At 61.8% G+C, this 16,699-nt stretch carries 14 protein-coding genes; 9 read left to right on the top strand and 5 right to left on the bottom strand.

Annotation, left to right across the window (positions count from 1 at the left end; genetic code table 11):
• Position 1 precedes the first annotated feature (1 nt).
• The 5 genes from L8I05_RS06495 (at position 2) to L8I05_RS06475 (ending at position 5,376) form a co-directional block, all read left to right on the top strand.
• On the top strand, positions 2-1,624 hold the full coding sequence (locus L8I05_RS06495) for a phospholipid carrier-dependent glycosyltransferase (protein WP_242167644.1): 1,623 nt from the start codon (positions 2-4) through the stop codon (positions 1,622-1,624).
• Between the two features lie 322 nt (positions 1,625-1,946).
• The gene (locus tag L8I05_RS06490; RefSeq protein WP_177018561.1) at positions 1,947-2,090 is read left to right on the top strand and encodes a hypothetical protein; all 144 of its coding nucleotides are present in this window, start codon (positions 1,947-1,949) and stop codon (positions 2,088-2,090) included.
• A 196-nt stretch (positions 2,091-2,286) separates the two neighbouring features.
• Positions 2,287-3,000 carry an HPP family protein gene (locus L8I05_RS06485; RefSeq protein WP_242167642.1) on the top strand — a complete coding sequence of 238 codons (714 nt, stop codon included), beginning with the start codon at positions 2,287-2,289 and terminating at the stop codon, positions 2,998-3,000.
• 117 nt (positions 3,001-3,117) lie between these two features.
• Entirely contained in the window at positions 3,118-4,221 is a 1,104-nt protein-coding gene (locus L8I05_RS06480) for an enoyl-CoA hydratase/isomerase family protein (RefSeq protein ID WP_242167640.1), read from the top strand.
• Between the two features lie 3 nt (positions 4,222-4,224).
• The gene (locus L8I05_RS06475; protein ID WP_159956604.1) at positions 4,225-5,376 is read left to right on the top strand and encodes an acyl-CoA dehydrogenase family protein; all 1,152 of its coding nucleotides are present in this window, start codon (positions 4,225-4,227) and stop codon (positions 5,374-5,376) included.
• A 192-nt stretch (positions 5,377-5,568) separates the two neighbouring features.
• Here L8I05_RS06475 and L8I05_RS06470 read toward each other — a convergent pair whose 3' ends face one another.
• From L8I05_RS06470 to L8I05_RS06450, 5 genes are read right to left on the bottom strand one after another with little or no spacing between them, the layout of a single operon-like run.
• Complete coding sequence (locus tag L8I05_RS06470) at positions 5,569-6,342, bottom strand: enoyl-CoA hydratase (RefSeq protein WP_017738134.1); 774 nt, start codon at positions 6,340-6,342, stop codon at positions 5,569-5,571.
• Positions 6,343-6,353: 11 nt separating this feature from the next.
• The gene (locus tag L8I05_RS06465; protein WP_159956606.1) at positions 6,354-7,481 is read right to left on the bottom strand and encodes an acyl-CoA dehydrogenase; all 1,128 of its coding nucleotides are present in this window, start codon (positions 7,479-7,481) and stop codon (positions 6,354-6,356) included.
• A gap of 9 nt (positions 7,482-7,490) precedes the next feature.
• Entirely contained in the window at positions 7,491-8,675 is a 1,185-nt protein-coding gene (locus L8I05_RS06460; protein ID WP_242167638.1) for an acetyl-CoA C-acyltransferase, read from the bottom strand.
• A 12-nt stretch (positions 8,676-8,687) separates the two neighbouring features.
• Positions 8,688-9,455 (bottom strand): SDR family NAD(P)-dependent oxidoreductase, encoded by a 768-nt coding sequence (locus tag L8I05_RS06455; protein ID WP_242167636.1) that lies wholly within the window; start codon positions 9,453-9,455, stop codon positions 8,688-8,690.
• 21 nt (positions 9,456-9,476) lie between these two features.
• On the bottom strand, positions 9,477-11,126 hold the full coding sequence (locus tag L8I05_RS06450) for an AMP-binding protein (protein WP_242167634.1): 1,650 nt from the start codon (positions 11,124-11,126) through the stop codon (positions 9,477-9,479).
• A 226-nt stretch (positions 11,127-11,352) separates the two neighbouring features.
• On the opposite strand from L8I05_RS06450, the gene L8I05_RS06445 reads away from it, so the two are divergent.
• The 4 genes from L8I05_RS06445 to L8I05_RS06430 all read left to right on the top strand — a co-directional run bounded on the left by L8I05_RS06445 (position 11,353) and on the right by L8I05_RS06430 (position 16,694).
• On the top strand, positions 11,353-12,246 hold the full coding sequence (locus L8I05_RS06445; protein WP_242167632.1) for a bestrophin family protein: 894 nt from the start codon (positions 11,353-11,355) through the stop codon (positions 12,244-12,246).
• 76 nt (positions 12,247-12,322) lie between these two features.
• A complete protein-coding gene (locus L8I05_RS06440) occupies positions 12,323-13,381 on the top strand; it encodes a HEAT repeat domain-containing protein (protein ID WP_159956615.1) in 1,059 nt (352 codons plus the stop codon).
• Positions 13,382-13,524: 143 nt separating this feature from the next.
• Positions 13,525-15,024 carry an ATPase domain-containing protein gene (locus tag L8I05_RS06435; protein ID WP_242167629.1) on the top strand — a complete coding sequence of 500 codons (1,500 nt, stop codon included), beginning with the start codon at positions 13,525-13,527 and terminating at the stop codon, positions 15,022-15,024.
• Positions 15,024-16,694, top strand: coding sequence for an ATP-binding protein (locus tag L8I05_RS06430; RefSeq protein WP_242167627.1), 1,671 nt, complete (start codon positions 15,024-15,026; stop codon positions 16,692-16,694). Before L8I05_RS06435 ends, L8I05_RS06430 begins: the two co-directional genes overlap by 1 nt.
• Positions 16,695-16,699 lie beyond the last annotated feature (5 nt).

Below are 16,699 nucleotides of genomic sequence, written 5' to 3'. Positions count from 1 at the left end.
CGTGAACAAAGCTCATCCGCCCTTGCTCACCGCAACGGTCCGTCGCCAGTCGCTGGGGCTTGGGCTCTTGGCACTGGTGCTGTTTATCCTGGGTAACTGGCATCAGGCGATTATCGGGTTCGACTCGCGCTTCGTGGTGTTTGCCCAGGAAATGCTGCGCCACGGGCCGAGTTTCTTCCCGACGACCTACGGGCAACCCTACGCCGATTACCTGGCAACCTCGACACTGCTGACGTGGGTGTTGTCGCTGCCATTCGGCCAGGTCACCAGCTTTACCGCGTGGCTGCCCACCTCCATTGCGTCGGCGCTGATCGTCACCCTGGTGTATCGCCTGACGGCGCCCTACTCCACGCGTTGGGGCCTGCTGAGCATCGCGATGTTGCTGCTCAGCAGCACCTTTATCAGCGAAACCCGCGCGGTGTCTTTGGACCAGATGCTCGCCCTGGTTGCCCTGGCAGTGTTCTACCTGGGTTATGCGCACGATCACTTCGGTGCCGCCAAACGCTTGCATTGGTTGTTCCTGCTGCTGATTGTCGGCTTCGCCATCCGTGGGCCGATCGGCCTGGTGATTCCAACGGGTGTGCTGTGCAGCTACTACGCGCTTAACCGGCAATGGCGGCAGCTGTTCAGCTTCGGCCTGATCGCCCTGGCGTTGCTGGCGGCGTGTGTCGGTCTGCTGTTATTGCTGGCCAAGCTCAGTGGTGGCGAGGACTTCATGCAGGACGTGATCCGCATGCAGTTCCTGGGGCGTATGGACGGCACGGAAGGCTCCGGCGGCGTGCTGTATTACTTCACCAGTTCCATGGGCAATTACGCCCTGGCCTATCCGTTGGCGTTGTTGGTGCTGCTGGCCGTGGCGGCGGGCGGGCGTCGCGCGCCGGACCCGGCGTTGCAGCTGGTGTTGTACTGCGCGGCGGCCGGTTTGCTGGTGATGCTGGGCTTGTCGGTGCCGCAGGCGAAAAAAGCCCGCTACATTCTGCCGATGCTGCCGATGGCGGCGATCATCGCAGCGTACCCCTTCCAGGTTACCCAAGGTCGACTGTTTGCGTGGTTGCGCGGCTTGATGCTGGGCGTCTGGACGCTGTTGCCGGCGCTGCTGGTGATTGGGTTGGTGGTGGCGCGGCGGCGTTACCCGGAACAGCTCAGCAGCCTTGGGCTGATCTTCACGGTATTGGGCGTTTTGCAGGTACTGGCGTTGCTGGCGGTAGTGAAACCTCGGTGGCGGCCACTGGCGCCGGCATTCGCGGCGGTGCTTGCGCTGTGGTCGACCTATATCGTGGTGGTCGAACCGTTGGAACGCTCGCTCTACGACACCCGCACATTCAGCCTCGCGGTTAAAGCGCAGATCATGCAGCAACCGGCACCGGTGGTCCTGCATGGCTTGGGTAAAGACGCCAAGGCCATCAAGTTCATGGTCAACTTCGACTGCGATAAGGTGCCACTGTTTACCCAGTCATCCGCTGACCTGGCGCCGCTGCAAGCACCTGCCTGGCTGGTGATGAGTGCACAGGACTTCAATCGGTTGCAGGACCCGCGCTTGCGCTCGCTCACACCGACGCTGACCGGCGAGTTCGATAAAGACCCTTATGTGTTGCTGCATCTGGCCAAGCCCTCCTCGCCCTGATCGCGTTTACAGCAGCCGTTTAATAAACAACGCCCACTCTGTGAAGAGTGGGCGTTTTTCGTCATAACCACCAAGAAAACACCTACATCGCTATGCGTAACGGCTGGCGCGCTTTGTCTTCCTGCGCCTGGAACCCAAATGTAGACTCGTTGCCCAGCGCATTAACTATCTACCACCACGATCTCAACCGTCTGGGGTAAGTACATGCTGCATAACGACAAGGACGCTGTGGGCCACGCACATACCGTGACCTACTTCTTATGAGGGCAATGCCGTGCAGGAAGATCTGTTGTTTATTCCTCCGCCGAGGCTGGATCGGTTGATGGCACTGCGTGACGCCCTGGTGGCGTTGAAAGGGCCGCTATCCAACGACCCTGCGCTACAGGAAAGCCTGCAAAGGCAACTATTCAGCGAAGAAGCGGATATACGTGTGCTGGGTCATTTGAGCACCGCGCCGGCACACTAGCACCGCCCTGCGCCTATCAGTGCGGCGAATTAACTGCACTATTCTTGCATTCAACCCTCATTAATATGCACTGGCGCTTAACCGCCAAGGTCGGCAGACTGCGTGGGTTCCTTCCCTCAAATGTTGGAACTTTCAAAGGGCTTATCCGGGCAACCAGACGAGCCTTTTTTTTGCCGCTTTGTTATGGATCCGCTCGATGCTCGCTCGCTGGTTACCCTCCGCCATCAATACCCGCCCCGCCGAATGGAGCCGCGCCGCCATCGGCATGGCCTTGGGCACGCTGCTCAGCGTGTGGGTGTGTGCCCAAGTGTTTGGCATGGAGGTGGCCTTGCACCTGCTCGGCCCGCTCGGTGCTTCGGCCGTGCTGCTGTTTGCGGTGTCGTCCGGTGCGCTGGCCCAGCCTTGGTCGATTATCGGCAGTTACTTGTGCGCCGGGGTTGTGGCGCTGCTGGTCGCCCGGGTGCTGGGCCGTACGTTGGGCAGCGCCTGCCTGGCGGCCGGCATGACGGTTATCCTGATCTGCTGGCTACGTTGCCTGCACCCGCCCGCAGGCGGCCTGGCCATGACCCTGGTGCTCGCCGACCCGGCCTCGATTGCCCTCGGCTGGCAGGAACTCGCGCCGGTCATGCTCGGCGCAGGGGCACTGCTGGCGTGCGCGCTGGCCTATAACAACGCCACCCGCACGCGTTACCCCAAGGGCACGCTTGAGGCGCAGAGCGTCGTCATGGGCCAGGCTGCGCCGCTTACGGACCCGTCGATCACCGCGGCCGACTTGAAGCGGGCGCTGGCTGAAATGGAGCAGTTCTACGACGTGGCGCCGACGGAGCTTGAACAACTGATCCACGCGGCAGAAGGCCATGCGCGACGCCGCAGCATCGGCGAAGTACTGGCCAGCCGCCCTGCTGCATAAATGCAAAAACGACCTGCATGATTCCGGGTTGTACGGGGCAAATTTGCACTGGTACGATCGCGAGAGGGTTCGTCCACGAACATCTTGATAAAGAACAATAAAAGCAGGGAGTTACAGATGACTGCTCAGGTTTCATCCGAAACAAGCCGCGCCGAGATTCTTCAGGAAGAAGTGTTGGCCGACGTCCGCAACCACATCGGCCACCTCACCCTCAATCGCCCCGCCGGCTTGAACGCCATTACCCTGGACATGGTCCGCAGCCTGACCGCGCAATTGCAGGCCTGGGCGGACGATCCGCAGGTCTATGCCGTGGTATTGCGCGGCGCGGGCGAAAAAGCCTTCTGCGCCGGTGGCGACATTCGCTCCCTCTACGACAGCTTCAAGAACGGCGATCGCCTGCATGAAGACTTCTTCGTCGAGGAATACGCCCTCGACCTGGCCATCCATCATTACCGCAAGCCCGTACTGGCGCTGATGGACGGGTTCGTCCTGGGCGGCGGCATGGGCCTGGTACAAGGCGCCGACCTGCGCGTAGTCACCGAGCGCAGCCGGCTGGCGATGCCGGAAGTGGCGATTGGTTATTTTCCGGATGTGGGCGGCAGCTACTTCCTGCCGCGCATTCCCGGTGAGCTGGGAATTTACCTCGGCGTGACCGGCGTGCAGATTCGCGCCGCCGACGCCCTGTATTGCGGGTTGGCGGACTGGCACATCGACAGCTCCAAGCTTGCTGACCTGGACCAGAAGCTCGACCGACTGCAATGGAACGACTCGCCGCTCAAGGATCTGCAAGGCGTACTGGCCAAATTGGCCGTGCAGCAATTGCCCGACCCGCCGCTGGCGGCTTTGCGCCCAGCCATTGACCATTTCTTCGCCCTGCCGGACGTGCCGAGCATCGTTGAGCAGTTGCAGCAAGTCACCGTGGTCGACACCCATGAGTGGGCCTTGACGACCGCGAACCTGATGCAGACCCGCTCGCCACTGGCGATGGCCGTCACCCTCCAAATGCTGCGCCGTGGCCGCCGCCTGCCGTTGGAGCAGTGCTTCGCGCTGGAACTGCATCTGGACCGCCAATGGTTCGAGCGCGGCGATCTGATCGAAGGCGTGCGCGCGTTGATCATCGACAAGGACAAAACCCCGCGCTGGAACCCGCCCGCGATCCACGGGCTGGACGCCAGCCATGTCGAGAGTTTCTTCCACAACTTCAAGCAGATTGGGAGATAAGCCATGCAAGATATTGAATACACTGAAGAACAAGTAATGATTCGCGACATGGCGCGTGACTTCGCCCGTGGCGAAATCGCCCCTCACGCCCAAGCCTGGGAAAAAGCCGGCTGGATCGATGATGCCCTGGTCGCCAAGATGGGTGAACTGGGCCTGCTGGGCATGGTAGTGCCCGAGGAATGGGGCGGCACCTATGTCGATTACGTCGCCTATGCCCTGGCGGTCGAAGAGATTTCCGCCGGCGATGGCGCCACCGGCGCACTGATGAGTATCCATAATTCAGTCGGTTGCGGGCCAATCCTCAACTACGGCACACACGAACAGAAGCAAACCTGGCTGCCTGACCTCGCCAGTGGCCAGGCCATCGGCTGTTTCTGCCTGACCGAACCCCAGGCCGGTTCCGAGGCGCACAACCTGCGTACGCGTGCCGAGCTGCGCGATGGCCAGTGGGTGATTAACGGTGCCAAGCAGTTCGTGAGCAACGGCAAGCGCGCCAAGCTGGCGATTGTGTTTGCGGTGACCGACCCGGACTTGGGCAAGAAAGGTATTTCCGCCTTTCTGGTGCCCACCGCCACGCCGGGGTTTGTGGTCGATCGCACGGAACACAAGATGGGCATACGCGCCTCGGACACCTGCGCGGTCACCCTCAACGGGTGCTCGGTGCCCGAAGCCAACCTGCTGGGTGAACGCGGCAAAGGCCTGGCCATTGCGCTGTCCAACCTTGAAGGCGGGCGCATCGGCATTGCCGCCCAGGCCCTGGGCATCGCCCGTGCGGCGTTTGAGGCGGCGCTGGTGTATGCCCGCGACCGAGTGCAGTTCAAACAGGCGATTATCGAGCACCAAAGCGTTGCCAACCTGCTGGCCGACATGCAAACCCGCTTGAATGCGGCGCGGTTGCTGATCCTGCATGCGGCGCGCCTGCGCAGCGCCGGCAAGCCCTGCCTGTCGGAAGCGTCCCAGGCCAAGCTGTTCGCCTCGGAAATGGCCGAAAAGGTCTGCTCTTCAGCGATGCAGATTCATGGTGGGTATGGGTATCTGGAGGATTACCCGGTGGAGCGTTACTACCGGGATGCGCGGATCACGCAGATTTACGAGGGCACCAGCGAGATTCAGCGGATGGTGATTGCGCGGGAATTGAAGAACTATCAACTCTAAAACCCATACGGGTTCCCTGTAGGAGCTGGCTCGCCGATGCGGACACCTCGGTTAATCTGACAGACCGGGGCTTGCCTGCGAATGCGGTGTGTCAGTCGCCGAATGTATTGACTGACACTGCGCCTTCGCGAGCAAGTCGAATCGTCGCACCGCCGCTCCCACATTTTGAACTTCAGTGGTTTTAAGACTGGGTTACTTGTCCTTGAACTCAGGCGCACGCTTGGCCACGAATGCGGCCATGCCTTCTTTCTGATCCTGTGTCGCAAACGCGGCATGGAACACCCGGCGTTCAAAGCGCACGCCTTCGGACAGGCTCACTTCAAACGCGCGGTTCACGCTTTCCTTGACCATCATGCTGATCGGCACCGATTTGCCGGCGATCAGCGTCGCGACTTTCAACGCTTCTTCCAGCAGCTCATCTGCCGGCACGATGCGCGCCACGATCCCGCAGCGTTCAGCTTCCACCGCATCGATAAAGCGCCCGGTCAGGCACATTTCCATGGCTTTGGCCTTGCCCACTGCACGCGTAAGGCGTTGGGTGCCGCCCATGCCCGGCAGCACGCCGAGGTTGATTTCCGGCTGGCCGAACTTGGCGCCATCGCCCGCCAGGATGAAGTCGCACATCAACGCCAGTTCGCAGCCGCCACCCAGGGCGAAGCCGTTGACGGCGGCAATGATCGGCTTGCGGCGGTTGGCCACGCGGTCGCTGTCGCTGAACAGGTCGTCGAGGTAGATCTGCGGGTAGGTCAGCTCGGCCATTTCCTTGATGTCGGCACCGGCGGCGAAGGCTTTTTTCGAGCCGGTCAGCACGATACAGCCGATTTCCGGGTTCGCTTCCAGGCCGTCCAGCGCCTGGTTCAACTCGCTGACCAGTTGCGCATTCAAGGCGTTCAGGGCTTGCGGGCGATTAAGGGTAATCAGCCCGACGCGGCCCTGCACTTCAAGCAAAATGGTTTCGTAACTCATGTATCGGCTCCTTAAAGATTGCGTGAGATGACCATGCGCTGGATATCGCTGGTGCCTTCGTAAATCTGGCAGACCCGCACATCGCGGTAGATCCGCTCCAAGGGGAAGTCGCTCAGGTAACCGTAACCGCCCAAGGTTTGCAAGGCAGCCGAGCAGACTTTTTCGGCCATTTCCGAGGCGAACAGCTTGGCCATCGAGGCTTCGACCAGGGCCGGCTTGCCGCTGTCGCGCAGGGCGGCGGCGTAGTGCACCATCTGCCGGGCGACCGCGATTTGCGTGGCCATGTCGGCCAGGCGGAACGCCACGGCCTGGTGTTCGATCAAGGCTTTGCCAAAACTTTCGCGCTCACGCGCATAGTCGCGGGCGGCTTCAAACGCGGCGCGGGCCATGCCCACCGACTGCGAGGCGATGCCCACGCGCCCACCTTCGAGGTTGGCCAGGGCGATCTTGTAGCCTTCACCCTCCTCCCCAAGCCTGTTCGCCACCGGCACCTTCACGTCTTCAAACAAAATCTGGCAGGTGTCGGACGCATGCTGGCCAAGTTTGTCTTCGACTCGCGCGACGGTATAGCCCGGTGAGTCGGTGGGCACGATAAACGCGCTGATCCCACGTTTGCCGGCGGCCGGATCGGTGACCGCGAACACAATCACAATTCCGGCGTTCTGCCCGGAGGTGATGAACTGTTTGCAGCCGTTCAATACATAGTGATCGCCGTCCAGGCGTGCGCGGGTTTTCAGGCTGCTGGCGTCGGAACCGGCTTGCGGTTCGGTCAGTGCAAAGGCGCCGAGCATGGCGCCGCTGGCCAGGGGCTTGAGGAACTGTTCTTTCTGCTGATCGTTGCCGAATTTAAGAATCGGCACGCAGCCCACCGAGTTGTGCACGCTCATGATGGTCGAGCAGGCGCCGTCACCGGCGGCGATCTCCTCCAGGGCCATCGCGTAGGCGAGGTAGCCGGTGTCGCAACCGCCCCACTGTTCCGGCACGAGCATGCCGAAAAAGCCCAGCTCGGCCATTTCGCCGATGGCTTCCTTGGGAAAGCGATGCTCGCGGTCCCATTCGGCGGCGAAGGGCTTCAAGCGCTCCTGGGCGAATTGCCGGGCCGCGTCGCTGATTTGCAGTTGTTCGTCATTGGGCAGCATAAACGGTCCTTAATACACGCATTCAACGGCCATGGCCGTGGCTTCACCACCGCCGATACAGATTGCAGCAACGCCGCGCTTGAGGCCTTTCTGTCGCAGGGCCGAGAGCAAGGTCACCAGAATTCGCGCGCCCGATGCGCCAATCGGATGGCCGAGGGCGCAGGCGCCACCGTGGACATTGACCTTGCTGTGAGGGATTTCCAGCTTGCTCATGGTGACGAGGCTGACCACCGCAAAGGCTTCGTTGATCTCGAACAGGTCGACGTCGCCGAGGTGCCAGCCGGTCTTGTTCATCAGCTTGCGAATCGCGCCGACCGGCGCCACCGGGAACAACTCCGGCTCATCGGCAAACGCCGCGTGGCCATGGATCACCGCCAGCGGTTTGAGGCCGCGCTTATCCGCTTCGGACTGGCGCATCAGCAGCAATGCCGCCGCGCCGTCGGAAATCGAACTGGAGTTGGCCGCCGTCACCGTGCCGCCTTCGCGGAACGCCGGTTTCAGGCTGGCGATCTTGTCGAGCTTGGCCTTGGGGGGTTGCTCGTCATGCAGGATGGTTTTTTGCTCTTTGCCCACGGTGACCTGCACCGGCACGATCTCGGCGGCGAAGCTGCCGTGGGTGATTGCCTCTTGGGCACGGGTCAGCGAGGCGATGGCGAAGGCGTCCTGGGCCTCACGGCTGAAGCCGTTGTGCTCGGCGCAGTCTTCGGCAAAGGTGCCCATCAGGCGGCCCTTGTCGTAGGCGTCTTCGAGGCCGTCGAGGAACATGTGGTCAAGCACCTTGCCGTGGCCCATGCGGTAGCCGCTGCGCGCGCGGTCAAGCAAATACGGCGCGTTGGACATGCTTTCCATTCCACCGGCGATCACCACGTCGACACTGCCGGCCAGCAGCGAGTCGTGGGCAAGAATCGTGGCTTCCATGCCCGAGCCGCACATCTTGTTGAGCGTGGTGCAGCGGGTGCCCTTGTCCAACCCGGCGCCCAAGGCCGCCTGACGCGCCGGCGCCTGGCCCAAGCCTGCGGGCAACACGCAGCCGAACAGCACTTCATCCACGGCATCGCTGGCAATACCGGCGCGTTCGACGGCGGCGCGGATCGCGGCAGCGCCCAGTTGCGGCGCGGTCAGCCCTTTGAGGTCGCCCTGGAAACCGCCCATGGGCGTACGTACGGCACTGACAATAACGATGGGGTCGTTCATAAAAAATCCTCCTTACTTGGCGGCCATGCGCAAGGCACCGTCGAGACGGATGACCTCGCCGTTGAGCATGCTGTTTTCAATGATGTGGCGTACCAGCGCGGCGTACTCGGCGGGCTTGCCCAGGCGCGGCGGGAATGGCACGCCGGCGGCCAGGGAGTCGCGCACTTCGGCGGTCATGCCGGCCATCATTGGCGTTTCGAAAATGCCCGGGGCGATGGTCATGACCCGAATGCCGAAGCGCGCCAGTTCACGGGCGGCCGGCAGCGTCAGGCTGGCGATGGCGCCCTTGGACGCCGCATACGCCGCCTGGCCGATCTGCCCGTCAAAGGCGGCCACCGAGGCGGTGTTGATGATCACGCCGCGCTCGCCATCGGCATTCGCTTCGGTTTCAGCGATGGCCGCAGCGGCCAGGCGCAGCAGGTTGAAGCTGCCGATCAGGTTGACGTTGATCACCTGGGCAAAGCTGGCCAGGGCGTGCGGGCCGTTTTTGCCGAGTATCTTCTCGCCGCGCACCACGCCGGCGCAGTTCACCAGCCCATGCAGTGCGCCAAAGGCATCAACGGCAGCGTGCACTGCCGCTTCGGCAGCGGCTTCCTGGCTGATATCCGCGACGGCGCTGCGGGCGTTAGCGCCGAGCTGCCTGGCCTTGGCCTCGACAGCCTCGGCATTCAGGTCCACCAGCATCACTTTGGCACCGGCGGCTACCAGCATTTCAGCGGTGGCCGCGCCGAGGCCCGACGCGCCGCCGCTGACCAGGAATACCTTGTTTTCAATCTGCATCATGATTTCCTTTGAAGGGGATCACGCCGTTGTCGCTTGAGCTTTGGCGATTTCCTGATTACGCAAAATAAAACGCTGCAACTTGCCGCTTGGGGTCTTGGGCAAGTCGCTGACAAATTCGATTTCTCGCGGGTAAGCATGCGCGGCGAGACGCTTGCGCACGTGCAGGCGCAGTTCTTCGGCGAGTTCCGGGGTGGCGCGGTATTGCGCGTTGATCACCACGAAGGCCTTGACCAGTTCGGTGCGCTCCGGGTCGGGCTTGCCGACCACGGCGGCCTCGATCACGGCCGGGTGTTCGACCAGCGCGCTCTCCACGTCGAACGGGCCGACGCGGTAGCCGGAGGTGGTGATCACATCGTCACTGCGCCCGACAAAACTGATGCTGCCGTCCGGGTTCAACTCCACGGTGTCACCGCTGAGGTAGTACTTGCCGACAAACGCCTTGGTCTTCACGCCGTCGTAGCCGGCGAACCAGCACATCGGCGACTGTTCACGGTCGATGGCGAGGATGCCCGGCTGGCCGGCAGGCAGCTCCTGATAATCGTCATCCAGCACCACAATGCGGTGCCCCGGCGAGGCAAAGCCGGCCGAGCCCACATGCACCGGATGCTCAAGGCCGTGATGGTTGCACAGCACCATGCCCAATTCGGTCTGGCCGTAGTGGTCGTGGATGGTCACGCCGAGGTTATCGGCAAACCAGCGGATAACCTCGGGGTTCAATGGCTCGCCGGCGCTGCTGACAATGCGCAGCTTGCCCTTGATCGACCGCGCGAACTGCTCGCCACCGGCAATCAGCAGGCGGTAAGCGGTCGGCGAACCGGTGAGGTTGGTAATTGCATATTTGTTGATCACCCGGCAGGTGCTTTCCAGGGTGAACGGCCCATCGTAAAAGGTGATCGGGTGGCCCATGGACAACGGGCCGGTGACGCCGAAATAAATGCCGTAGGCCCAGCCTGGATCGGCCACGTTCCAGAACGCGTCTTCGGGGCGCAGGTCCACAGCGTCGCGGGTGTAGCTCTGGAACGCGACAATCGCCTTGAGCGGCACCGACAGCGCTTTCGACGGGCCGGTGGTGCCCGAGGTGAACATCAACAGGAAGGGGTCGTCTGCGCCCAGCAACACCGGCTCGCAGGCATTTGAATAGTTGGGCAACTCGGCCCAGAAGCTGTAATCGCCGCGCACGATGCCTTCGCCCTTGGCGCCGGCGACCGTGACGATGGTCGGGCAGCCCTCGACTTCGGCCAGCTTGGGCCGGTTCACCGCATCGGTGACCACCAGCGCCGCGCCGGAACTGCTCAGCCGGTGCTCGATGGCTTTTGGGCCGAACGCAGTGAACAGCGGCTGGTAAACCGCACCAATGCGCCAGGTGGCGAACACCACCACCAGCAGTTCCGCCGTGCGTGGCAGCAGGCCCGCGACCTTGTCGCCGCGCTTGACGCCCCGGGCCAAGAGGAAATTAGCGAAGCGGGCCGCCTGGTCCTGCAATTGAGTAAAGGTCGACGTCGCGCTTTGCCCGTCCTTGCCCTCCCAAAACAACGCGATGCGCCCCGGCAACGCGTGCCGGTCGCAGCATTCCACGCAGGCGTTCAGCGCCTGCAGGTTACCGGCCAGTGCGGCATCGACGGTGTGCTGGTAATCAAACTCGGTGGTGGCAGCCAAATACTCACGCATCGCTTCAAATCCTTGTGGTTTTTATTTTCAGGACGTTTTTCAGCATGTAAATCGTGGAAATAGTCGCTCTAGAGCGCTGCAGCGGCAATGGTCAAAGCCTTCAACTTGGCTGACTGGTTTGGCCAATCATTGATCGCGCTGATCAGTTGGTCAGCTCAAGTGATTGGACGCCTTGGGCCGGGCCTTCTAACCTGATGGCCTGCGCCAGCGAAGAAGTTTCCCCGCGATGATCGTCCGTCCCAAACCCAACCTCCTGGGTATCCTGTTTTCCCTCAAGGGTTCGATTGCCAAGCGCATTGCCTTGCGCAGCCTGCTGGTGACCTTGCTGGCCTCGGTGATCGTGCTGGTCGAAACCCTGCACCCGGCCTATTTCTCCAAGGTCAACGCTACGCCCTTCACCTTGCTGGGGTTGTCGCTGTCGATCTTCATGAGCTTTCGCAACAACGCCTGCTACGACCGCTGGTGGGAAGGCCGCAAGCAACTGGGGCAAATGATCATTGAGGTGCGCTCGCTGATTCGCGAAACCCAGGTGCTGGGTGACCCGGTTGAGCGTGCGGGGTTGCTGCGTGGCCTTTGCGGCTTTGCCCACGGTTTGATTGCGCGACTGCGCCATGAGGATGAGGCGGGTGCGATAACACCCTGGATCGGAGTCGATCAAGCGCACCCCAACCTCCCCGACCAGGTATTGCAGCAGTTGGGCGCGCGCTTTTCCCAGTTGGCCGAACAGGGCGTGATCAGTGAATGGCGCTACACCCAGTTGGAAACCCGACTGGTCAGCCTGAGCCAGGTGCAGGCTTCGTGTGAGCGGATCAAGCACACGCCACTGCCCTTCCCTTACACGCTGCTGCTGCACCGCACCATCTACCTGTTCTGCATTCTATTGCCGTTCGCCATGGCCGAGCCCTTGGGCTGGCTGACGCCGGTGTTCACCGCCATTGTCAGCTACACCTTCTTTGGCCTGGATGAAATCGGCGACGACCTCGAAGACCCGTTTGGTTTCGATGAAAACGACCTGCCGTGCAATGCCCTCGTGCGCACCCTGGAGCGCGAGATTCTTGCGGCGCTCGGCGAAGTCGACTTGCCGCCTGCGTTGGAGCCGATTGAATTCGTGTTGACCTGATGCGGGTTTGACACTCGCCGTGGTCTGACCGAAGCTGATGGCTTTGCAATAGCTGCCCCAGCTTTTGGACGCCTGCATGTCAAAGTCACGCCGTTACTCCATCATCGGCCTGTGCGCCCTGTTGTTAATTGTGTTGCTCACCTGGTTTTTCTCACGCTCTACCCCGGTGAATGTGCCGCCGGCGATTGCCCATGGTTACGCCAAAGCCTTGAAGCAGGCGCATAACGGTGAACCGGGTGCGGCCCGTGTGCTGTATCAACAGCTCGGGCGCCCGGACCTCTCGCCTGAACGGCGCGCTGCTTTGCACGCCGAATTGCCCAATTACCCAAGCCCCCAGGCGCTGAAACTCGCCGATAAAGACTTGGCCAATGATTCGCCACTGGTGCGCGAGGCGGCGATTCACAGCATTGTCGGCCTGGTGCCCAACGGCCAACGCGTGCTGTTGCTGGGGCCGGTGCTGGATGATCCCGAACAAGAAGTGCGCTTTGCCGCCGCCAACGCCTTGCTCGGCCTGTCGCCGGACACCCTCGGCTTGTACTTCGGGCCGTTGCAGCAAGTACTCGATGAATTCGTGAAACAGCTCAAGGGGCAGCCCGAAACCGCTGAAAGCTGGATTCAACTGGCGCGCCTGTATATCCACAGCGCCCTGTTGCCGGACGCGCAAAATGCGTTGGAACAGGCCATGCGTTTGCAGCCGGACAACCTGCAAGCGGTCGTCGCGCAGATCGAGCTGCTGGATAAGCAGGGCAAGACCGATGAATCCCGCCAACTGCTGGCGCGGCAACTGGCGGCGCACCCGGAATCCGCCTACTTGCAGCACGCGCTGGGCATGTGGCTGCTGCACCATGGCGAACGCCCTTACGCCTTGCTCGGCCTGTCCAAGGCGGTGGAGCTGGAGCCGGACAATCAAGACTACCGTTACGACCTGGCCACTACCCTGCACGCCCAGGAAGAATTGGAAGCGGCCCAGCGCCAGTTGGAAGACATCATTCAGCGCCATCCCGCCAACCGCAAAGCCCGCGTGTTGCTCGTGAACTACTGGAAAGAAACCGGCCAATTGCAGAACGTGCAAGTCTTGCTGGCCCAGCTTGAGCAGCAGAACCCCGATGACCCGGCCCTGCAGCAAGGCCTGTAATCGCGCTAGAAAACCTGTAAAACCCATGCGGCCTTGTACATATGTCAGCAAATGTTGAACCGCCACGGGCCACTACGGTCAAGTAAATATGGCGCGCCCCGGGCGGCGCGCTCCTCTACTTGTACGTGACCCGAGGGCACTTCTTGTCTACATCCAAAGAGCTGTTCAGTGAAAAGGCAGCCACCGGCATCGAAGGTCTTGATGACATTCTTTCCGGCGGGCTATCACGCAGCCACCTGTTCTTGCTGGAAGGCGAACCTGGCACCGGTAAAACCACCGTAGCGCTGCACTTTTTGCAGGCTGGCGCGAAAAACGGTGAGCGATCCCTGTACATCACCCTGTCCGAGACCGAGCGCGAACTGCGCCAGGGTGCCAAATCCCACGGCTGGGACCTGGATGACAATATCCATATCTTTGAGCTCACCCCGCCAGAGAGCTTGCTCAACGCCGACCACCAGCAGAGCCTGCTCTACTCCTCCGACCTGGAACTGGGCGAAGCCACCCGCCAGATCTTTGAAGTGGTTGAACGGGTCAAGCCGACCCGCGTGGTCATCGACAGCCTTTCGGAAATCCGCCTGCTGGCGCAAAGCTCGCTGCGTTATCGCCGCCAGATCCTGGCGATCAAGCACTACTTCGTGCGCTACGACGCCACGGTGCTGCTGCTCGACGACCTGACCACCGAATCCCTGGATAAAACCGTGCACAGCGTGGCCCACGGCGTGATTCGCCTGGAAGAGCTGACCCCCAACTACGGCGCCGAACGCCGCCGCGTGCGGGTGGTGAAATACCGTGGGCAGAAATACCGCGGTGGTTTCCACGACTTCACCATCATGGGCGACGGTATCCATGTGTTCCCGCGCCTGGTCGCCGCCGAGCATCGCGGCGGTTACGTGCGCCAGACCCTGAGCAGCGGCATCGCCGAGCTGGACGCCCTGATGGGTGGCGGCGTTGAGACCGGTTCCAGCAGCTTGATCCTCGGCCCGGCCGGTACGGGCAAATCGCTGATCTCGATGATCTTTGCCGCCGCTGCGGTCGCCCGTGGCGAAAAAGCCGCGTTGTTTATCTTCGATGAAGAACTCGGTTTGCTGTTCGAGCGCATGGGCAACATGGGCATCGACCTCGCCGCGCTGCAAGCCACCGGCAACCTGCTGATCGAACAGGTCGACGCCGCCGAGCTGTCCCCCGGCGAGTTTTCGCACCGGGTACGCCGTTGCGTCGACGAGCGCGGGATCAAAACCGTGGTGATCGACAGCATCAACGGCTACCAGGCCGCGATGCCGGAAGAAAACGCGCTGATCCTGCACATGCATGAATTGCTGCTGTACCTGAACCGTCGCGGCGCCGCGACGTTCATGACCGTCGCCCAACACGGGCTGGTCGGTGACATGCAGGCGCCAGTCGACATCACTTACCTGGCTGACACCGTGATTCTGCTGCGTTATTTCGAAGCCTTGGGCAAGGTACGCCGGGCCATTTCGATCATCAAGAAACGCACCGGTGCTCACGAGTCGACGATTCGCGAATACCGCATCGGCAACCGTGGCATGACCGTCGGCGAACCCCTCGATAACTTCCAGGGTGTATTGCGCGGCATTCCGACCTACATGGGCGCCGGCTCGCCCCTGCTCAAGGATGAGGGCTAGTGGCGCGCATTTCTCCCGAATCCGAGCGTGCAATCATCCTGGCACCGATGGGCCGTGACGGCTCTTTGGCGCTGATGATGCTTAACGAAGCCGGTTACAGCGGTATTGTTGCCACCAGCCTGGCGAATTTATGCGAAGCCCTGGAGCAAGGGGCCGGCTTGCTGGTGATTGCCGCCGAAGCCCTGCGCGGCGTGGATATCGAGCCGCTGCTGGAGTACCAGCATCAACAGCCGGCCTGGTCGGATCTGCCGATCGTGCTGATGACCCACCATGGCGGCAGCGACCATAACGGTTCTTCGCATTTGAGCGGTCTGCTGGGCAACGTGACGTTCCTGGAGCGCCCTTTCCATCCGGTGACGCTGATCAGCCTGGTCAGCGCCGCCCTGCGCGGTCGACGCCGGCAATATGAAGCCCGCGACCGCTTGATCGACTTGAGCGAAAGCGAGCTGCGTCTGCAACGCACGCTGGAGACCCTGGAGCAGCAAGTCCAAGAGCGCACGGCGCAACTGCGCAACAACGAAGAGGCGCTGCGCCAGTCACAGAAAATGGAAGCCGTGGGCCAATTGACCGGCGGCATCGCCCATGACTTCAACAACATGCTCACCGGCATTATCGGCAGCCTTGAGCTATTGCGCAGACGCGTGTCGCGCGGAAAACTCGATGATCTCGACAGCCTGATCGACCTCGGCGTGACGTCGGCGAACCGCGCCGCAAGCCTGACCCACCGGTTGCTGGCGTTTTCGCGGCGCCAGTCGCTGGACTCTAAACCGGTGGAAATCAACCAGTTGGTGACGTCCATGGGCGAGTTGCTGCAACGCAGCATCAACGAAAGCATCGCCCTCGACATGCGCCTGACCGAGCAACTGTGGACCGCTGAAGCCGACCCCAACCAGCTGGAAAGCGCCCTGCTCAACCTGGTGATCAACGCGCGCGACGCCATGCCTGGCGGCGGCAAACTGGTGGTTGAGACCACCAATCGCCACCTGGACAGCGTGTTCACCGCTGCCTACGGCACGTTGAAGCCCGGCGATTACGTCGAGCTGAGCGTCAGTGACACCGGTTGCGGTATCCCGGAACACTTGATGGGCCGTGTGTTTGATCCGTTTTTCACCACCAAACCCATCGGCCAGGGCACCGGCCTTGGCTTGTCGATGATTTATGGTTTTGCCCGCCAGTCCCACGGCCATGTGACGATCCACAGCGAAGTCGGCACCGGCACCACCGTTAGCCTGTTCCTGCCGCGCTTCCTGGGCGAAATGCAGACGCAGGTGCCCATTAACCCGACCTTGCTGCCATTCGCCAATGCCGGTGAAACCGTGTTGATTGTCGAGGATGACCCAGCAGTGCGGGTGTTGGTGTGTGCAGTGCTCAAAGAGCTGGGATATGCCTCCGTCGAGGCGGGTGATGCCAATACGGCGCTGCCCATTATCGAGTCCGAACAGCGTATCGACCTGCTGATCAGCGACGTGGGCCTGCCCGGCATGAATGGCCGGCAAATGGCGGAAATCGGCCGGCAGCTGCGGCCGGACCTCAAGGTGTTGTTTATTACCGGTTACGCCGAACACGCGGCAGTGCGCGGTGGTTTTCTCGACCCGGGGATGCAACTGATCACCAAGCCGTTCACGTTTGATCTGTTGACGGCAAAAGTGCGTGAGATGATTAAAAAATAGGGCTG

Source organism: Pseudomonas sp. MONT-RG-20F-20-E-7-02, assembly GCF_022662395.1.
Lineage (GTDB): Bacteria > Pseudomonadota > Gammaproteobacteria > Pseudomonadales > Pseudomonadaceae > Aquipseudomonas.
Note: the sequence above shows the minus strand (reverse complement) of the source record. Positions and strands in the feature narration are given on the sequence as shown.